At 70.7% G+C, this 16,156-nt stretch carries 13 protein-coding genes; 4 read left to right on the top strand and 9 right to left on the bottom strand.

The window, feature by feature from the left end; translation table 11 throughout:
• Window positions 1-46 precede the first annotated feature (46 nt).
• Window positions 47-718 carry an endonuclease NucS gene (gene nucS / locus ACFU53_RS39895; protein ID WP_384004254.1) on the bottom strand — a complete coding sequence of 224 codons (672 nt, stop codon included), beginning with the start codon at window positions 716-718 and terminating at the stop codon, window positions 47-49.
• 395 nt (window positions 719-1,113) lie between these two features.
• Here nucS and ACFU53_RS39890 point away from each other — a divergent pair, with 395 nt between their 5' ends.
• The gene (locus ACFU53_RS39890) at window positions 1,114-1,506 is read left to right on the top strand and encodes an SCO5389 family protein (protein WP_060906349.1); all 393 of its coding nucleotides are present in this window, start codon (window positions 1,114-1,116) and stop codon (window positions 1,504-1,506) included.
• Between the two features lie 79 nt (window positions 1,507-1,585).
• Here ACFU53_RS39890 and ACFU53_RS39885 read toward each other — a convergent pair whose 3' ends face one another.
• On the bottom strand, window positions 1,586-2,614 hold the full coding sequence (locus ACFU53_RS39885; protein WP_384004252.1) for an LLM class flavin-dependent oxidoreductase: 1,029 nt from the start codon (window positions 2,612-2,614) through the stop codon (window positions 1,586-1,588).
• Window positions 2,615-2,835: 221 nt separating this feature from the next.
• On the opposite strand from ACFU53_RS39885, the gene ACFU53_RS39880 reads away from it, so the two are divergent.
• Window positions 2,836-3,186, top strand: a complete 351-nt coding sequence (locus ACFU53_RS39880; RefSeq protein ID WP_384004250.1) for an ATP/GTP-binding protein — start codon at window positions 2,836-2,838, stop codon at window positions 3,184-3,186.
• A 23-nt stretch (window positions 3,187-3,209) separates the two neighbouring features.
• On the opposite strand, the gene ACFU53_RS39875 is transcribed toward ACFU53_RS39880, so the two are convergent.
• The 7 genes from ACFU53_RS39875 to mce all read right to left on the bottom strand — a co-directional run bounded on the left by ACFU53_RS39875 (window position 3,210) and on the right by mce (window position 13,733).
• A complete protein-coding gene (locus ACFU53_RS39875) occupies window positions 3,210-4,076 on the bottom strand; it encodes an ABC transporter permease subunit (RefSeq protein ID WP_384004248.1) in 867 nt (288 codons plus the stop codon).
• Window positions 4,073-5,305 carry an ABC transporter ATP-binding protein gene (locus tag ACFU53_RS39870; RefSeq protein ID WP_384004246.1) on the bottom strand — a complete coding sequence of 411 codons (1,233 nt, stop codon included), beginning with the start codon at window positions 5,303-5,305 and terminating at the stop codon, window positions 4,073-4,075. The genes ACFU53_RS39875 and ACFU53_RS39870 overlap by 4 nt, the downstream gene beginning before the upstream one ends.
• 196 nt (window positions 5,306-5,501) lie before the next feature.
• Window positions 5,502-6,272, bottom strand: coding sequence for an ABC transporter permease (locus ACFU53_RS39865; protein ID WP_384004244.1), 771 nt, complete (start codon window positions 6,270-6,272; stop codon window positions 5,502-5,504).
• 2 nt (window positions 6,273-6,274) lie between these two features.
• Window positions 6,275-7,243, bottom strand: a complete 969-nt coding sequence (locus ACFU53_RS39860) for an ABC transporter ATP-binding protein (protein ID WP_384004242.1) — start codon at window positions 7,241-7,243, stop codon at window positions 6,275-6,277.
• A 745-nt stretch (window positions 7,244-7,988) separates the two neighbouring features.
• The gene (locus ACFU53_RS39855; protein WP_384004240.1) at window positions 7,989-8,927 is read right to left on the bottom strand and encodes a cellulose-binding protein; all 939 of its coding nucleotides are present in this window, start codon (window positions 8,925-8,927) and stop codon (window positions 7,989-7,991) included.
• A 237-nt stretch (window positions 8,928-9,164) separates the two neighbouring features.
• On the bottom strand, window positions 9,165-13,016 hold the full coding sequence (gene scy / locus ACFU53_RS39850) for a polarized growth protein Scy (RefSeq protein ID WP_384004238.1): 3,852 nt from the start codon (window positions 13,014-13,016) through the stop codon (window positions 9,165-9,167).
• Window positions 13,017-13,292: 276 nt separating this feature from the next.
• Window positions 13,293-13,733: a methylmalonyl-CoA epimerase gene (mce, locus tag ACFU53_RS39845; RefSeq protein WP_319769907.1), complete on the bottom strand. Its 441-nt coding sequence runs from the start codon at window positions 13,731-13,733 to the stop codon at window positions 13,293-13,295.
• A gap of 152 nt (window positions 13,734-13,885) precedes the next feature.
• Between mce and ACFU53_RS39840 the strand changes: the two genes are divergently transcribed.
• Together ACFU53_RS39840 and meaB are read left to right on the top strand one after the other, a co-directional pair.
• Window positions 13,886-15,088 (top strand): acetyl-CoA C-acetyltransferase, encoded by a 1,203-nt coding sequence (locus ACFU53_RS39840; protein WP_384004236.1) that lies wholly within the window; start codon window positions 13,886-13,888, stop codon window positions 15,086-15,088.
• A 46-nt stretch (window positions 15,089-15,134) separates the two neighbouring features.
• On the top strand, window positions 15,135-16,091 hold the full coding sequence (meaB, locus tag ACFU53_RS39835) for a methylmalonyl Co-A mutase-associated GTPase MeaB (RefSeq protein ID WP_384004234.1): 957 nt from the start codon (window positions 15,135-15,137) through the stop codon (window positions 16,089-16,091).
• Window positions 16,092-16,156: the final 65 nt, after the last annotated feature.

Here is a 16,156-nt window from a genome sequence, read left to right as displayed (position 1 = left end):
GGGCCGGGTCCGTTCCTCGGACCCGGCCCTCTTTCGTGGAAAGGGCTCAGAACAGCCGCAGCTTGTCGTCCTCGATGCCGCGCAACGCGTTGTAGTCGAGGACCGCGCAGCCGATGCCGCGGTCGGTGGCGAGGACGCGGGCCTGGGGCTTGATCTCCTGGGCGGCGAAGATGCCGCGGACCGGCGCGAGGTGCGGGTCGCGGTTCAACAGCTCCAGGTAGCGCGTGAGTTGCTCGACCCCGTCGATCTCACCGCGCCGCTTGATCTCGACCGCCACGGTCGCGCCGTCGGCGTCCCGGCACAGGATGTCGACGGGACCGATGGCCGTCATGTACTCGCGGCGGATGAGGCTGTAGCCCTCGCCGAGGGTCTCGATGCGGTCGGCGAGCAGCTCCTGGAGGTGCGCCTCCACGCCGTCCTTGATCAGGCCGGGGTCGACGCCGAGTTCGTGCGAGGAGTCGTGGAGGACCTCCTCCATCGTGATGATGAGCTTTTCGCCCGCCTTGTTGACGACGGTCCAGACGCCCTCCTCGTCGCCCGTGCCCTCCTTCAGGGTGCAGGGCGGCGACATCCAGTTGAGGGGCTTGTAGGCCCGGTCGTCCGCGTGGATCGAGACGCTGCCGTCCGCCTTCACCAGGATCAGACGCGGGGCCGAGGGGAGATGGGCGGTGAGCCGGCCCGCGTAGTCGACGGAGCAGCGGGCAATGACGAGACGCATGGTCGGCAACGCTATCCGACGCCGACGGGTGCGCGCGATTCGACCACCGGAAGTGCCTCGGCCGGAGGCCACTCCACTGCCTGCGCACCCCGCCGGGGACCGTTCGACTGCCACGGGAACCCCGCTCGGTGACTGTCGCCCTCCGTCACGCTCTTTCGCCCCTCACATGGGCCTCCGTCGGACCCCGGCATGTGCCTCTGTCAACTCTTGTTCGGCATTGGCTGATTGTGTGCGTCCCGCGCCTTGTCGGTGCGCGCAATCTCCTGGTGCGGTCACGTTCGGTTGCATACCGTAGAAACTGGAGGTCGCGAAACGTGCACTCTGCGTGTTCGGCAACGCGAGCTCCGACCCTGTCCGTCAACCCCTGCTGTTGTGGGGGTGCGAGAGGAGAACCCATGTCGCTCGACGTCTCACCGGCCCTACTCGAACAGGCCGAGCGAGGCGAGGTCGACGAAGCCGTCTTCGTCGACTGCGTCCGGACCTCCCTGCCCTACGCGTGGGAGATGATCAGTTCCTTGGTGGCCCAGCTGAAGGTCGACGGCGGAGAGTTCGCCGACAACCAGACGCCCCCGCCGGACGAGCAGGCACGCGGACAACTGCTGCGCGCGCTCGCCAGTGACGCGATTCGCGGCGCGCTGCAGCGGCACTTCGGTGTACGGCTGGCCTTCCAGAACTGCCACCGGGTGGCGGTGTTCCCACTGGACCCGTCCGTGGACGACAGGCTGGCCCGCTTCACCTCGATACGCGGCCAACTCCTCAACCAGTCCCCGGAACTCCGGGACTGCTGAGGTCGTGACGCAGTACAGCTTGCCGCTCCAACCGCGGGAGGTGCATCAGTAACCGGGGCGGCAAGCTCCCCGCAGTGGCTCAGCCGAGGTGAGGCAGCACCTCGGCACCGAGTCGCCGTACGTTCTCCTCCGTCGCCGACAGGTCGCCGGAGCCCTCGACGAGCAGGGCGAAGCGGGAGACGCCCGTCCGTTCGCTGGTCGCGGCGAGCCGGTCTGCGCACAGCCGCGGGGTCCCCACCGGGTGGAGCCCGCAGAGCAGTTCGGTGTACGCCAGCGGGTCCCGCATGGCACGGGCGCGGCCGTCGACGGTCACATGGGCGTCGAGGCCCTGCTTGAGCCAGCCCGGCATCGCTTTGGTGAGCGCCTCCACGGCGTCGGTGCGCCGGTCCGCGATCTGGCAGACGCCGGCCGAGACATGGGCCGCGCCGGAGATCTCCTCCGGCGAACGGCCCGCCGCCCGGGCGTACTTGCGCCACAGGGCGACCATCTCGGCCTTCTCCTCGTCCCCGACGTGCATCCCGAGGAGCATCGACAGCCCGCGCTCGGCGGCCAGCCGTACGCTCGCGGGCGAGGTGCAGGCGACGACGACCTCGGGCCCGGGCGTCTCGTCCAGCTCCTCGGCGGGCCTCGGTACGACGGGGACCTCGCGGAAGCTGAACCGTTCCCCCGAGGCGGACACGGAGGGCTCGCGCAGCCAGCGCACCAGCAGATCGAGTGCTTCCGGGAACCCCTTCTCGTACGCCTCGAGTCCGGCGCCGAACACCTCCAGATCGACCCACGGACCACCGCGCCCGACGCCCAGCGAGAAGCGTCCGCCGGACGTCACATGCAGCAGGGCGGCCTGTTCGCCCAGGGCCACGGGATGGACGGTGGGCAGCACACTGACCGCCGTGCCCACGCGGATGCGCCGGGTGCGCCCCAGCAGTAACGCGGCGAGGGTGATCGCCGACGGGCAGGTGCCGTACGGCACGAAATGGTGCTCGCCCAGCCAGACCGCGTCCAGCCCGGCCTCCTCGGCCACTTCCGCCGTCCGTACCGCCCGATGGAGCGCTTCCCCCTGGCCCTGGCCGGGGAACTGGGCTCCCAGTACAAATGTTCCTACGTGCATTGCTCTTCCTGCTTCCTCGGCTCCGACCCGGGAGCTCCCCCACCCGCATAACCGTGTGACACGTGCCGAAGTCACGGCTTGGCGGCGAGATTTGCGGATTGTCTGCAGAATGCGCCGGGCGGTGGGCGATCTGAGGGGTTTGGCGACGTACGCATACCCCCACCGGGCCCGCGTAGGCTGGACACCAACCCTGCTCCCTGTATAGCCCCGTGAGGTGTCCCGTGTCCCCGCGTCGCAACCGCCCCAAGGACCAGGCTTCGTCGGGTCTGTCGGGTCCGTCAGGCCGCAGCGCAGAGGAGGACCGGTCGGACCGGTACGGCGGCTGGCAGACCAGCGAGCCCTGGCGGGGCGAGGAGTGGAACGTGCGTCATGTGGCGGGCGCGAGCGCGGCGGGCAAGACCTACCGGTGCCCCGGCTGCGACCAGATGATCCCTTCCGGGGTGCCGCATGTCGTCGCCTGGCCCGAGCACTCGGGCGTCGACGAGCGCAGGCACTGGCACAAGGCCTGCTGGAACGCGAAGGACCGCCGCACCTCGCGGGTGCAGCGGTCCCGTAACGCGCCGAGGTTCTGAACCTCACGGACGCCTCTTGCACATCACACGTCCCGCTGCTCCAGCAGGGCGTACGCGCCGACGAACACGGCCGCCACCAGCCCGAGCATGATCCACAGCGGGTCCCAGCCGGACGGGCCGGACTGGCTGAGCTCCGAGCCGTAGAAGACGCTGAGCTGGCTCGGGATCGAGTACTCCAGCAGGAACTGCTGTACGTCCCGCAGCGACTCCGAGAACATGAAGATCGCGATGACCAGCGGGGCGAGGAACACGCCGAGCATGATGGTGATCGCGCCCGCGGAGTGCCGGATCAGCGAGCCCATCAGCAGCGACAGCAGCCCGAACAGCGCGAGGAACAGGCTCACGCCGACCGTCGCCTTGAACCACTCGTCACCGTCGGGGCTCGCGGCTCCGTTGCCCTCCAGGATGGCCACCTGGGCGAAGCCTACGAACGCGGTGGAGACCAGGGTGACCGTGAACGAGAGCGCGAAGAACACGATCGCCTTGGCGATCAGGATCCGGCCACGGCTCGGGCACGCGGTCATCGTGGTCCGGATCATCCCCGTGCCGTACTCGGAGGCGGTGGTCAGCACCCCGAGCGTGATGATGCAGACGCTGCCGATCATCAGCCCGAACAGACCGAGGGCCAGCGGGGACTCGCCCTCCAGGTTCATGTCCGTGGAGGCGGCGATCAGGGCGAAGAGCAGACCGAGGCCAATGACCAGGACGACGAAGACGCTCATCGTCCACATCGTCGAGCGGACCGACTTGATCTTCGTCCACTCGGAGGAGATCGCGTGCCCGAGGTGGGTGCGCACCACCGGGATCGGCGAGGTGTACGAAGTGCCCGGCGCGCCCTGCCAGTTGGGGGCGGGCGGCTGCTGGGTGAGGGGCGGCTGGGGCGTGCTCATCGGGCGTCCTCGGACTTCGTCAGGTCGGCGGGGGCGGCCTGTGCGGGGGCCGGCGCGGCGGCGGGCTGCGCGGGGGCCTGGGCCGCGGCCTGGGCATACGGGTTCGGCTGCGGCTGACCGGCGGCCGGAGCCGGGGCGGCGGGCGCCGGAGCCCCGTACGGACCGGCCGGCGGCTGGCCCTGCGGCACGTACGGCTGACCGCCCGGTTGCGGCGCCGGCGGGGCGTACCAGCCCGGCTGGCCCTGCCCGGGCACCGGCATCGGCGGCTGCGCGCCGGGCGGCAGGGGCTGCTGGAAACCGGCCTTCTGGTCGGTCGTCGAGCGGTAGTCGACGGCGCCCTGCGTCATCCGCATGTACGCCTCCTCCAGCGAGGCCTGGTGCGGCGACAGCTCCCACAGGCGTACGTCGGCGTCGTGCGCGAGGTCGCTGATGCGGGGGAGCTGCAGACCCATGACGCGTAGCGCGCCGTCCTGCTCGGGCAGCACCTGACCGCCCGCCTCGGTCAGCGCGGCCGTCAGCTTCTCGCGCTGCTGCGGCTCGGTGTCCGGCGTCCGTACGCGCGCGAAGTCGGCGGAGTTCGCCGAGATGAAGTCCTTGATGCTCATGTCGGAGAGCAGCTGCCCGCGTCCGATCACGATCAGGTGGTCGGCGGTCAGGGCCATCTCGCTCATGAGGTGCGAGGAGACGAAGACCGTACGGCCCTCGGCGGCGAGCGCCTTCATCAGGTTGCGGACCCAGAGGATGCCCTCGGGGTCGAGGCCGTTGACCGGCTCGTCGAAGAGCAGCACCTGGGGGTCGCCGAGCAGGGCGGCGGCGATGCCGAGCCGCTGGCCCATGCCGAGCGAGAAGCCCTTGGAGCGCTTTTTGGCCACATCCTGGAGGCCGACGACGCCCAGCACCTCGTCCACCCGGCGGGCCGGGATGCCCGACAGCTGTGCCAGGGACAGCAGGTGGTTGCGGGCGTGCCGGCCGCCGTGCACCGCCTTGGCGTCGAGGAGGGCACCGACCTGACGGGCCGCGTTCGGCAGCTTGCGGTAGGGATAGCCGCCGATCGTCACCTGCCCGGACGTGGGATTGTCCAGGCCGAGGATCATGCGCATCGTCGTCGACTTGCCCGAGCCGTTGGGCCCCAAAAAGCCGGTGACGGCCCCCGGCCGCACCTGGAAGGAAAGGTTGTACACGGCCGTCTTGGCGCCATAGCGCTTCGTCAGGCCGACTGCCTCGATCATGCTCCGCACCCATCGAACGATTCAGGACGTCTCAGGACGTCGGGGCGCACGCCCCCGTAAGGATTAGGAGCCTATCGGGGCTTTGACGGTTCCGCCCAAGAGGAAGTCAAAGCACGCAGGTCACGGGGGGAGTGGCTTGGCATGTACGTAACCGCTGGTCAGGCCGCTGATCGCGCGTCCCGACCACCTGCCACGGTCACGCGTCGCGCTTCTTCAGCAGCAGATACCCACCGAGCAGGGCCGCCGCCACCCACAGCGCCATGATGGCGAGGCCGCCCCAGGGGCCGTACGGCGTGTCGTCGTCGACCGGGGTGACCACCTGCATGATCTTGCTGCCGGCCTGGTCGGGCAGATAGCGGCCGATCTTCTCGGTGGCTCCGACGTTGCCCAGGATGTTGGAGATCAGGAAGAAGAACGGCATCAGGATGCCGAGCGACAGCATCGGGCTGCGCAGCATCGCCGCGACGCCCATCGAGAACATGGCGATGAGGGTCATGTAGAGCCCGCCGCCGAAGAGCGCGCGCAGCACGCCCGGATCGCCGATCTCGGCCCGGTGCGAGCCAAGCATCGCCTGCCCCAGGAAGAACGCCACGAAGCTCGTCGCGAGCCCCACCACGAAGGCGAGGCCGGTGGCCACCGCGATCTTGCTGAAGAGGAAGCTGCCCCGCTGCGGCACGGCGGCCAGCGATGTCCGGATCATGCCGGTGCTGTACTCGTTGGACACCACCAGCACCCCGAACACGATCATCGCCAGCTGCCCGAGGGTCATCCCCGCGAAGCTGATGAACGTCGGGTCGAACGAGAGCCGGTCCGCACGGCTCAGATTGTCGAACTCGTGCTTCGACAGCAGCGAGATCAGCACGCCGAGCGCGACCGTGACGACCCCGGCCAGCGACAGCGTCCACACCGTGGATGCCACCGAACGGATCTTGGTCCACTCCGAGCGGACCACCTGGGTGGCTGCCATGGTCAGCCCTCCCGCTTCCAGCCGCCGCCCCGGTCGGGGACGGGCGCCGGGTCCGCCACCGGGGCGCCGTCGTGCGCGTGGTACTCCACCGACTCGGCCGTCAGCTGCATGAACGCCTCCTCCAGCGAGGCCTGTTGGGAACTCAGCTCGTGCAGCACGATCTGATGCTGTGCGGCCAGTTCGCCGATCTGCTCCGGTTTCCCGCCATCCACCTCCAGCGCCCCGTTGCCCGTCTCCACGACCATGACGCCGACCGCGTGCAGCACGTCGAGCAGCCGCTCCCGCTGCGGCGTACGAATCCGTACGTACGACCGTGAGTTCTGCCGGATGAACTCCGCCATCGAGGTGTCGGCGAGCAGCCGCCCCTGCCCGATCACGACGAGATGGTCGGCGGTCAGGGTCATCTCGCTCATCAGATGCGACGACACGAACACCGTCCGGCCCTGGGCGGCGAGGGACTTCATCAGATTCCGGATCCAGTGGATGCCTTCGGGGTCGAGGCCGTTGACCGGCTCGTCGAACATCAGAATCCGCGGATCCCCGAGCAGCGCACCGGCGATCCCGAGCCGCTGCCCCATCCCCAGCGAGAAGCCCTTGGCCTTCTTCCGCGCGACCGACGTGAGCCCGACCGTGTCCAGCACCTCGTGCACCCGGGCCCTGGGGATCCCATTGCTCTGCGCGAGACACAGCAGATGATTGAAGGCACTACGGCCGCCGTGCATGGCCTTGGCGTCCAGCAGTGCGCCGATGTACTTGAGCGGGTTTCTGAGATGGTCGTAATGCGTGCCGTCGATCCGTACGTCACCCGCCGTGGGCCGGTCGAGCCCCAGAATCATCCGCATCGTCGTCGACTTACCGGCCCCGTTCGGCCCGAGGAAACCGGTCACGATCCCGGGCCGTACGGCAAAGGTCAGATGGTTGACCGCGACTTTCTCGCCGTACCGCTTGGTCAGCCCGTCAAGCTCGATCATGCGGCCACGCTAGAACGGGCCCCGGGTGCCTGCCACCGGAGTGCGCCGAGACCACTCCGGCCCCGTCAGGGGTGCGGGGAACCGCGCGACCAGCCACGTACGGGTGGCAGCCGCGATACGACATGTACCGTTCCTGTGGACTGAGCGGGAGTGAGTCCGTTCAGCCGCGCGCCCCGAACGGTCTTGGGCGAGCTGGTCCCCGGCGTACTCGACCCCGGGGCGGCGACACACCTCCTGTGCGTGGTCCGGGCCCGGGAGGCCCCCGCGGCCGGAGGCCCCCGCGGCCGGAGGCCGCTGATGGACACAGCCCTGCACGACCCGGCCACACAGGTACAGCCAGAGGCGACGGAGAGGCCCTGAACCATCACACCGGTGAAACACCGGGCCCCGCACGCTGACGCCGTACCCCGCGTCCCAGATCCCAGATCGCAGATCGCAGATCACGCCAACCCAAACAGCCCAGGACAACGCCAGCCCGGAAGCCGACCATCACACGATCGAGCTAATTCGACCTCATGCGCACTCCTTGGCGAGCAGTTACCACCCCTGAGCCCTCAGGCACCCGGCACCGAAGCTGAGCGGGGGCAGGTTGCGCGTCGGCGCTACGAGGTGTCGCTGTGCCCACCCGTGCCGCCCCTAGCGGCACGACTGCCCGCAGCTGGGGGGACAGCGAAGACCCGCGCCCCCCGGAGGGGAGACGCGGGCCTCGGCTGCCTCTTCCGGCTGCTGCCGCCAGGCGAGGGTGTTACCGGGACTGCTGCGCCGGAACCCCACGCGAGATCGGCTCGTCGTCCGCGACCGGCGTGCTGGCCGCGGCCACGGCCGCACCCGTCAGCGTCGCCAGCATCTCGCGCACGTTCGTCAGCTGCGCGTTGATCGAGTCGCGGCGGTTCGTGAGAGCCGCCAGCTCGCGCTCGGATTCCGAACGGATCCGGTCCGCCTTGGCGTTCGCGTCCGCGACGATGTCCTCGGCCTGGCGCTGCGCGGTCTCCACCGTCTGGCGGGCGCGGCGCTCGGCGTCGGTGCGCAGCTTCTCGGCCTCCAGGCGGAGCTGCTCCGCGCGGTGCTCGATCTCGGCGAGACGCTTCTCCGCCTTCTGCTGACGCGACGCCAGGTCGCGCTCGGACTGCTCGCGGCGCTTGGCGAGGTTCGTCTCGAAGTCGGCGGCGGCCTGCGCGGCCTTGGCGCGGGTCTCCTCGAAGAGGGCGTCCGCCTCCTCGCGCTTGGACTGCGCGTCCTTCTGCGCCTCGGTACGCAGCTGCGAAGCGTCGCTCTTGGCCTTCTCGACGATCCGGACGCCCTCGTCCTCGGCCTTGGCCTTGCGCTCGGCGGCGAAGGACTCGGCGTCGTTGCGCACCTGCTGGGCCGCCGACTCAGCGAGGTCGCGGTGCTGCTCGGCAGCGCGACGGGCCTCCTCGCGCAGGTCCTTGGCCTCCTCCTCGGCGAGGCGAAGGATCTTCTCGACGCGCGCGCCGAGACCGGCGTAGGACGGCTCGGCGTCGGTCACCGCGGCCTGGGCGTTCTGCGTCTCGAGGTGGAGTTCCTCGATGCGCTTTTCCAGAGCGGTGATGCGGGCGAGAGCGGAGTCACGGTCGGAGACGAGCTTGGAGATACGTTCGTCCACCTGAGCGCGGTCGTATCCACGCCGCACAAGCTCGAAGCCGTAGGGGGAAGTGTCGCTCATGGGGTTCCTGTCGAATGAGACCGGTGAGGTGATAGGTGGAATCCTAGGGGGCGAAGCGGCGTGTCATCGAGCAGATGCACGTTTGATCTGGAGAATGACACCCCTTTTGCGTGGCCGACCATCGGAATACTTGCCAGAAATTTTGCATAAAGGCCTTGGCAAGCACAGAAAGAGCACAAATTGGTGTCCGTAGTGCCGGGGGCGGCGCCGGAAGATACCCGCAACGCTCCGGCACCGCTAGCCATCTGACGACTTGCCACCCGAACGGGTCGCACCCGCCGCGGCACCCGTCTTGACTCCACCGTCCTTGCCGCTCGACGGGGCCTCAAAAGACTCCAACGCCACCAGGACGTCCTGGACACGGGAAATCTCCGCATTGATGTCCTCGCGGCGGCGGATCAGCACCTCCAGCTCGCGCTTGCCCTCCTCGACCGTGCGCCGCGCCTCACGGATCGCCTCGGCCTTCAGCTCCTCGGCCTCGCGGACGAGCGTGGACTTCTTCTGCTCGGCCTCCTTCAGGAGACCCTCGGCCTTCTTCACCGCGGCGATACGGACCTTGCCCGCCTCGGAGTTGGCCTCGGAAACGATCTCCTTGGCCTTCGCCGTCGCTTTCTGCAACTGCTCCTCGGCGGCCTTGATGAGCGCGTCGCACCGGTCGCCGGTCGATTTCATCGTCTCGGCGGCCTCACGGCGTGCCCGCGTGTGCAGCGCCTCGATCTCGGCCGTGATGCGGTCGCGCAGCTCCTCGGCCCGCTCCCTTATGGCGGTCGCGTCCCGGCGCGCGCCGACCAGCAGCTCGTCGGCGTCCGTACGGGCCTGCTCCACGGTGGAGTTGCCCTCGACGGTCGCCTCGGAGACCAGCCGGTCGGCCTCCTTGCGGGCCGCGCCGACCATGGAGTCGGCCCGCCCCTCGGCGTCCGCGGTCGTCTTCAGGGCCTGCGACTGCGCCTCGGTGAGCAGCTTGTCGGCCTCGGCCGCCGTCTCCGTGATGAGCTTGTCGACCTGCTCGGCGGCCTCGGAGCGCCGCTTGTTGGCGTCCTTGCGGGCCCCGTCGAGGGTGTTGTCGGCCTCCTCGCGGGCATGCGCCATGAGCCGGTCGGCCTCCGTCTCCGCCTCGGCCCGCGCGCGCTCGGCGTCGGCCCGTACCCGCTCGGCGTGCTGCTGCGCGGAGCCCACCGTCTCGGCGGCCTCGGCCCGTAGCCGCTCCGCCTCGTCGGTGGCCTCGCCGATCAGCCGGTCGGCCTTGGCGACGGACTCGGCCCGTACGCGCTCGGCCTCCTCGTTGGTCTCCCGCGTCAGCCGCTCCGCCTCGGCCGTGACCTCGGTGATGAGGGTGTCGGCCTGGGTGGCGGCGTCCGAACGGATGCGGTTGGCGTCGTCCCGGGCCTCCGCCCGGGTGCGCGAGGCGTCCTGGTCGGCCCGCGCGGCGGTGTCCGAGGCCTCGGTGCGGACCCGCTGGGCGTGCTCGGACGCGTCCGCGCGCACCCGCTCCGCCTCGCCGATGGCCTCCGCGACCGTGCGCTCGGCGAGCGCCTTGGCGGCGTCCGTCTCGTCCCGGGCCTCACGGCGGACCCGGTTGGCGTCCTCGGTGGCCCGCTCCCGCTCCGCGTAGGCGTCGGCGCGGACCCGGTCCGACTCCTCCTCGGCCTCCCGGCGCATCCGGTCCGCCACGTGCTCGGCCGTGTTGCGCAGCCCGGCGATCTCCTCCTGGGCCTGCTCGTGCAGCCCGGCGACGGACTCCCGCACCTGCTGCGCGTGCTGCTCGGCCGCCGACACCATCTCGCCGGCGCGCCGCTCGGCCTCCTCGACCAGCCGTACGGCCTCGGTCTGGGCCTCCTCCACGCGTTTGCGCGCCGAGGCCAGCAGGTCCTCGCTCTGCTCGCGGGCCAGCCGGCGCTCCTGGTCGGCGTCCTGCCGGGCCGTGCCGAGGAGTTCCTCGGCCTCACGGCGGCGCCGGAGGGCCTCCTCCTGCGCGGCGGCCAGCGTCTCCGAGGCCTCCACGCCGAGCCGCTCGGCCGCGGCCTGCGCCTCCGCCCGTACCCGGTCGGCGGTGTCCTGCGCCTCGGCCTTCAGCCGCTCCGCCTCGGACGCGGCCTCCGACCGCAGCCGTACGGCGATGGCCTCGCCCTCGGCGCGGGACGCGGACGCGTCGGACGCGGCCTCGTCACGCAGCCGCTCGGCCTCGGCTACGGCCTGCGCCTGGAGCGTACGAATCCGCTCGGCGGCCTCGGAGCGCAGCCGGTCGCTCTCCTCGCCGGCCTCGCGGCGGATCCGCTCGGCCTCGGCGCGGGCGTCGGCGAGCGCCTCCTCGGCGGAGGCCAGGCGGGCCTCGGCCTCGGTGTGCAGCCGGGTCAGCTCCTCGGCGGCCTCGGCCTTGCGGGACTCGACGCCGCGCTCGGTCTCCTCGCGCAGCTCAAGGGCGGCGCGCTCGGCCTCGGCCTTCAGCTCCTCGGTCTGCTCGGCGGCGTCGGCGCGGTACCGCTCGGCCTCCTTGCGGGTGCGCTCCAGGGTCTCCTCGGCCTGGCGGCGCAGCGTCGAAGCGCGTTCGATGGCCTCGGTGCGGACCTTCTCGCTGTCCGTGGTGGCCGTCTGCCGCAGTTCGTCGGCGTCCGTGCGGGCCTTGGCGAGCAGCTCCTCGGCGGTCTTGGCCGCCTCCTCGATCTGCTGGACGGCCTCGCGCCGGGCCTCGGAGCGGATCCGCTCGCCCTCGGCGACCGCGTCGGAACGCAGCTGCTCGGCCTCCCCGCGCAGCCGGCGCGCCTCCTCCTGCAGCTCGACCGTCTTGGCGCGGTACTCCTCGGTGTCGTCCTTCGCCGTGCCCTTGAGCTGTTCGGCGAGGTCGTGCGCCTCGGCGCGCAGCCGGTCCGACTCGGCCTCGGCCTCGGCGCGGATGCGCTCGGCCTCCTCGACGGCGGACTTGGTGGTGTTCCTGGCCTCCTCGGACGCCTTGTTCAGCACGTCCTCGGCGGTCTTGGCCGTCTTGGCGAGCTGGGAGGCGGACTCCTCCGCGGTGATCGAGCGGGCCTTCTCGGAGGCCTCGGCGACGATCTTCTCGGCCTCGGCCCTGGCGTCCGCGACGACTTCCTCGGCCGACGCCTTGGTGGCCTCGGCCTCCTTCGTGGCCTCCGTGACCAGCCGGGCGACCTGCTCCTTGGCCGTACGCGTGCGCTGCTCGTTGGTCGACTCGGCGCCGGCCACGGCCTTGGCCGCGCTCTCCTTCGCCTCCGTGACCAGCTTCTCGGCCTCGGCGCGCGCCTCGCGCAGGGCGGACTCGGCCTCCGTCATGCGCTGCTCGGCGGCCCGGCTCAGCTCGGAGGCCTGGCGGCGGGCGGAGTCCGACTCGGTCGCGGTGGAGGTGCGGAGCTGCTCGGCGTGGTCGGTGGCCTCCTGGGCCTGAGTGGACGCCGCGTTCAGCAGCCGCTCGGCCTCGGCGCGGGCCCGGCGCAGGATCTGGTCGGCCTCGCCGCGGGCCGCCTCAGAGTCGCTCTGGAGCCGCTGGCGGGCCTCGGTGGCGAGTCGCTCGGCCTCGGCGCGGGCGGCGGCCAGCGCCTGCTCGGCCTCGGCGCGCGACTCGTCGACGAGCCGGCGGGCCTGGGACTCGCTGCGGGCGCGGAGCTGCTCTGCCCACGCCACGTTCTCGTTGACGTGCGACTCGACCGTCTGGCGGCGCTCCGACAGCTCCTGGTCGAGCTGCTGGCGGCGGGTGACCGCCTCCTGGTGCAGCTCCGCCTGGAGCCGCGCGGCCTGCTCGGCGTGCTCCTGCAGGATCCGCTGGGTCTGCGCCCGGGCCTGACTCAGCTCACGCTCGGCATCCGTACGCAGCTGGTCGGCCTGCATCTGGGCCTGGCGGAGCATCTGCTCGGCCTGGTACCCGAGGTCGCCCCCGCTGTCGTAGGCGGGCCGGGACATGAGGGTGCGGCGCGCCTCGTGCAGCTTGGCGCGCAGCACCTCGACCTGGTAGCCGAGGTCCTCGGCGTGCTGGATCGCCTTTTCCCGCTCGGTCTTCAGCCGCTCCATCTCGGCCTCGAACCGAGAGAGGTGGTCGACGTCAGCCGCCGGCTCTCGCTCCTGGCGTTCGTAGCCCCGCACTGCGCGGTCCCATCCGTCCCCTGGTCGCAACCTCTGGCAAACGAGCTCCGTCCAACCGCCGAACGGTGCCCCCGGGGAATGGTGTCAGATCAGCGGCGGAGCACGGGCTGCCGCCCTCACCCTCGTCCCCCGAAACCTGGACCCCGGCCCTAGGACAACCGCTGAAGGATCTCCACGGTGCCCTTGGATCCCGCTCCTCGGAAGGCGGCAGGACCCGGGCCGCCCCCCTCGAAGGCGACGGCCGACCCCAACCCTACCGGCCCATATGTACGGGGGTCAGTGCTCAGGTGACTCAACTGGCGCCGAAGTGACCAGTTCTGTCAGTACGCCGTGGCAATCCTTGGGGTGCAGAAACGTGATCCGTGACCCCATGGAACCGACTCGCGGCTCCTCGTACAGGACGCGTACGCCCTTGTCCTTGATCGCGGCCGCCTCGCCGTCGACATCCGCCGTACCGAAGGCGATGTGGTGGACACCCTCGCCGTTCTTGGCCAGCCATTTCGCGACGGTGGAGTCCTCGCGGGTGGGCTCCAGGAGCTGCAGGTAGGAGGCGCCGCCGTCGTCCGTGCTGTTGATCCTGAGCATGGCCTCGCGCACGCCCTGCTCCTCGTTGACCTCGGAGTGGTACACCTCGAAGCCGTATGTGGCCCGGTAGAACTCGACGGTGGCGTCGAGGTCGAAACAGGCGATCCCGATGTGGTCGATTCGCGTCAGCATGGTGTCAGTGCAGCGCTCCGGCGGCGGTTACGCAACGTGCCAGCGATCACACCGACAGCTTGGTGACGGCACGGAGTGCCACTCAGTACATTCGAAGTAAACCCTCGTTCACTCACTCCCCGGCTGTGCAAGCTGGAAGGGGATCGCACCTCATGACTGGAACGAACGGCACGACCTCGGTGATCGTCGCGGGCGCCCGGACGCCCATGGGACGGTTGCTCGGTTCGCTGAAATCCTTCTCCGGAGCCGATCTCGGCGGCTTCGCGATCAAGGCCGCCCTGGACCGTGCGGGGCTCGGTGGCGACCAGGTGCAGTATGTGATCATGGGCCAGGTGCTCCAGGCCGGGGCGGGGCAGATCCCGGCGCGCCAGGCCGCCGTCAAGGCGGGCATCCCCATGAACGTGCCCGCGCTCACGATCAACAAGGTCTGTCTGTCGGGCCTCGACGCCATCGCGCTGGCCGACCAGCTGATCCGCGCCGGCGAGTTCGACGTGGTCGTGGCGGGCGGCCAGGAGTCCATGACCAACGCCCCCCACCTGCTCCCGAAGTCCCGTGAGGGCTACAAGTACGGGGCGATCCAGATGCTCGACGCGATGGCGCACGACGGGCTCACGGACGCCTTCGAGAACATCGCCATGGGCGAGTCCACCGAGAAGCACAACACGCGCCTCGGCATCCTGCGCCCCGAGCAGGACGAGATCGCCGCCCAGTCCCACCAGCGGGCCGCCGCCGCCCAGAAGAACGGCCTCTTCGACGCCGAGATCACGCCGGTCGAGATCCCGCAGCGCAAGGGCGAGCCGGTCGTTTTCAGCCAGGACGAGGGCATCCGAGGTGAGACGACCGCCGAGTCGCTGGGCAAGCTGCGTCCGGCCTTCGCCAAGGACGGCACGATCACGGCCGGGTCCGCCTCGCAGATCTCCGACGGCGCCGCCGCCGTGGTCGTCATGAGCAAGGCCAAGGCGGAGGAGCTGGGCCTTGAGTGGCTCGCCGAGATCGGCGCCCACGGGAACGTGGCCGGGCCGGACAACTCCTTGCAGTCGCAGCCGTCGAACGCGATCCAGCACGCCCTGAAGAAGGACGGCCTGGACGTCGCCGATCTCGACCTCATCGAGATCAACGAGGCCTTCGCCGCGGTCGCCGTGCAGTCAATGAAGGACCTCGGCGTGTCCCCGGAAAAGGTGAATGTCAATGGTGGTGCGATCGCCCTCGGGCACCCCATCGGCATGTCCGGCGCCCGTCTCGTCCTCCACCTCGCCCTGGAGCTGAAGCGGCGCGGCGGCGGCGTCGGCGCGGCCGCGCTGTGCGGTGGCGGCGGGCAGGGTGACGCGCTGATCGTGCGGGTACCCAAGGCCTGAGGTCTTCGGTTCTCAGGTGTAGGTGGCTACTCGGAACGGAGCTGTGATGCAGGACGTCCCCACGCTGGTGGCACAGGCCAGGGAAGGACGGCCCCGGGCCGTCGCCCGGCTGATCTCCCTGGTGGAGGGGGCGTCCCCGCAGCTCCGCGAGGTCATGGCGGCGCTGGCCCCGCTCACGGGCGGGGCGTACGTCGTCGGCCTCACCGGCTCGCCCGGCGTGGGCAAGTCCACGTCCACGTCGGCGCTGGTGGCCGCGTACCGGCGGGCCGGGAAGAGGGTCGGGGTGCTGGCGGTGGATCCGTCGTCGCCCTTCAGCGGTGGCGCCCTGCTCGGCGACCGGGTCCGGATGTCGGATCACGCCTCCGACCCTGGCGTGTACATCCGTTCGATGGCGACGCGTGGGCACCTGGGTGGTCTGGCGTGGTCGGCCCCGCAGGCGATCCGGGTGCTGGACGCGGCGGGCTGCGAGGTGATCCTGGTCGAGACGGTCGGCGTCGGCCAGTCCGAGGTGGAGATCGCCTCCCAGGCGGACACGTCCGTGGTGCTGCTGGCCCCCGGCATGGGGGACGGCATTCAGGCGGCCAAGGCCGGGATCCTGGAGATCGGCGACGTCTACGTCGTCAACAAGGCGGACCGGGACGGCGCCGACGCGACCGCGCGCGAGCTGAACCACATGCTGGGGCTGGGCGAGTCCCGTGGTCCCGGGGACTGGCGGCCGCCGATCGTGAAGACGGTCGCGGCGCGGGCGGAGGGGATCGACGAGGTCGTGGAGGCCCTGGAGAAGCACCGGGCCTGGATGGAGGAGCGCGGGGTTCTCGCGGAGCGCCGCCGGGCCCGGGCCGCGCGTGAGGTGGAGACCATCGCGGTCACCGCGCTGCGTGAGCGGATCGGCGACCTTCATGGTGACCGGCGGCTGTCGGCTCTCGCCGAGCGGATCGTGGCGGGGGAGCTGGATCCGTACCGGGCGGCGGACGAGCTGGTGGCGGGGCTGACGGAGGGCTGAGCCCGGGGTTTTCCTCGCCCTCACCGCCCCTACCCGTCCCATCCTCGGGGCTCCGCCCCGGACCC

The organism is Streptomyces sp. NPDC057474, from assembly GCF_042802555.1.
Taxonomy (GTDB): Bacteria; Actinomycetota; Actinomycetes; order Streptomycetales; family Streptomycetaceae; genus Streptomyces.
Note: the sequence above shows the minus strand (reverse complement) of the source record. Positions and strands in the feature narration are given on the sequence as shown.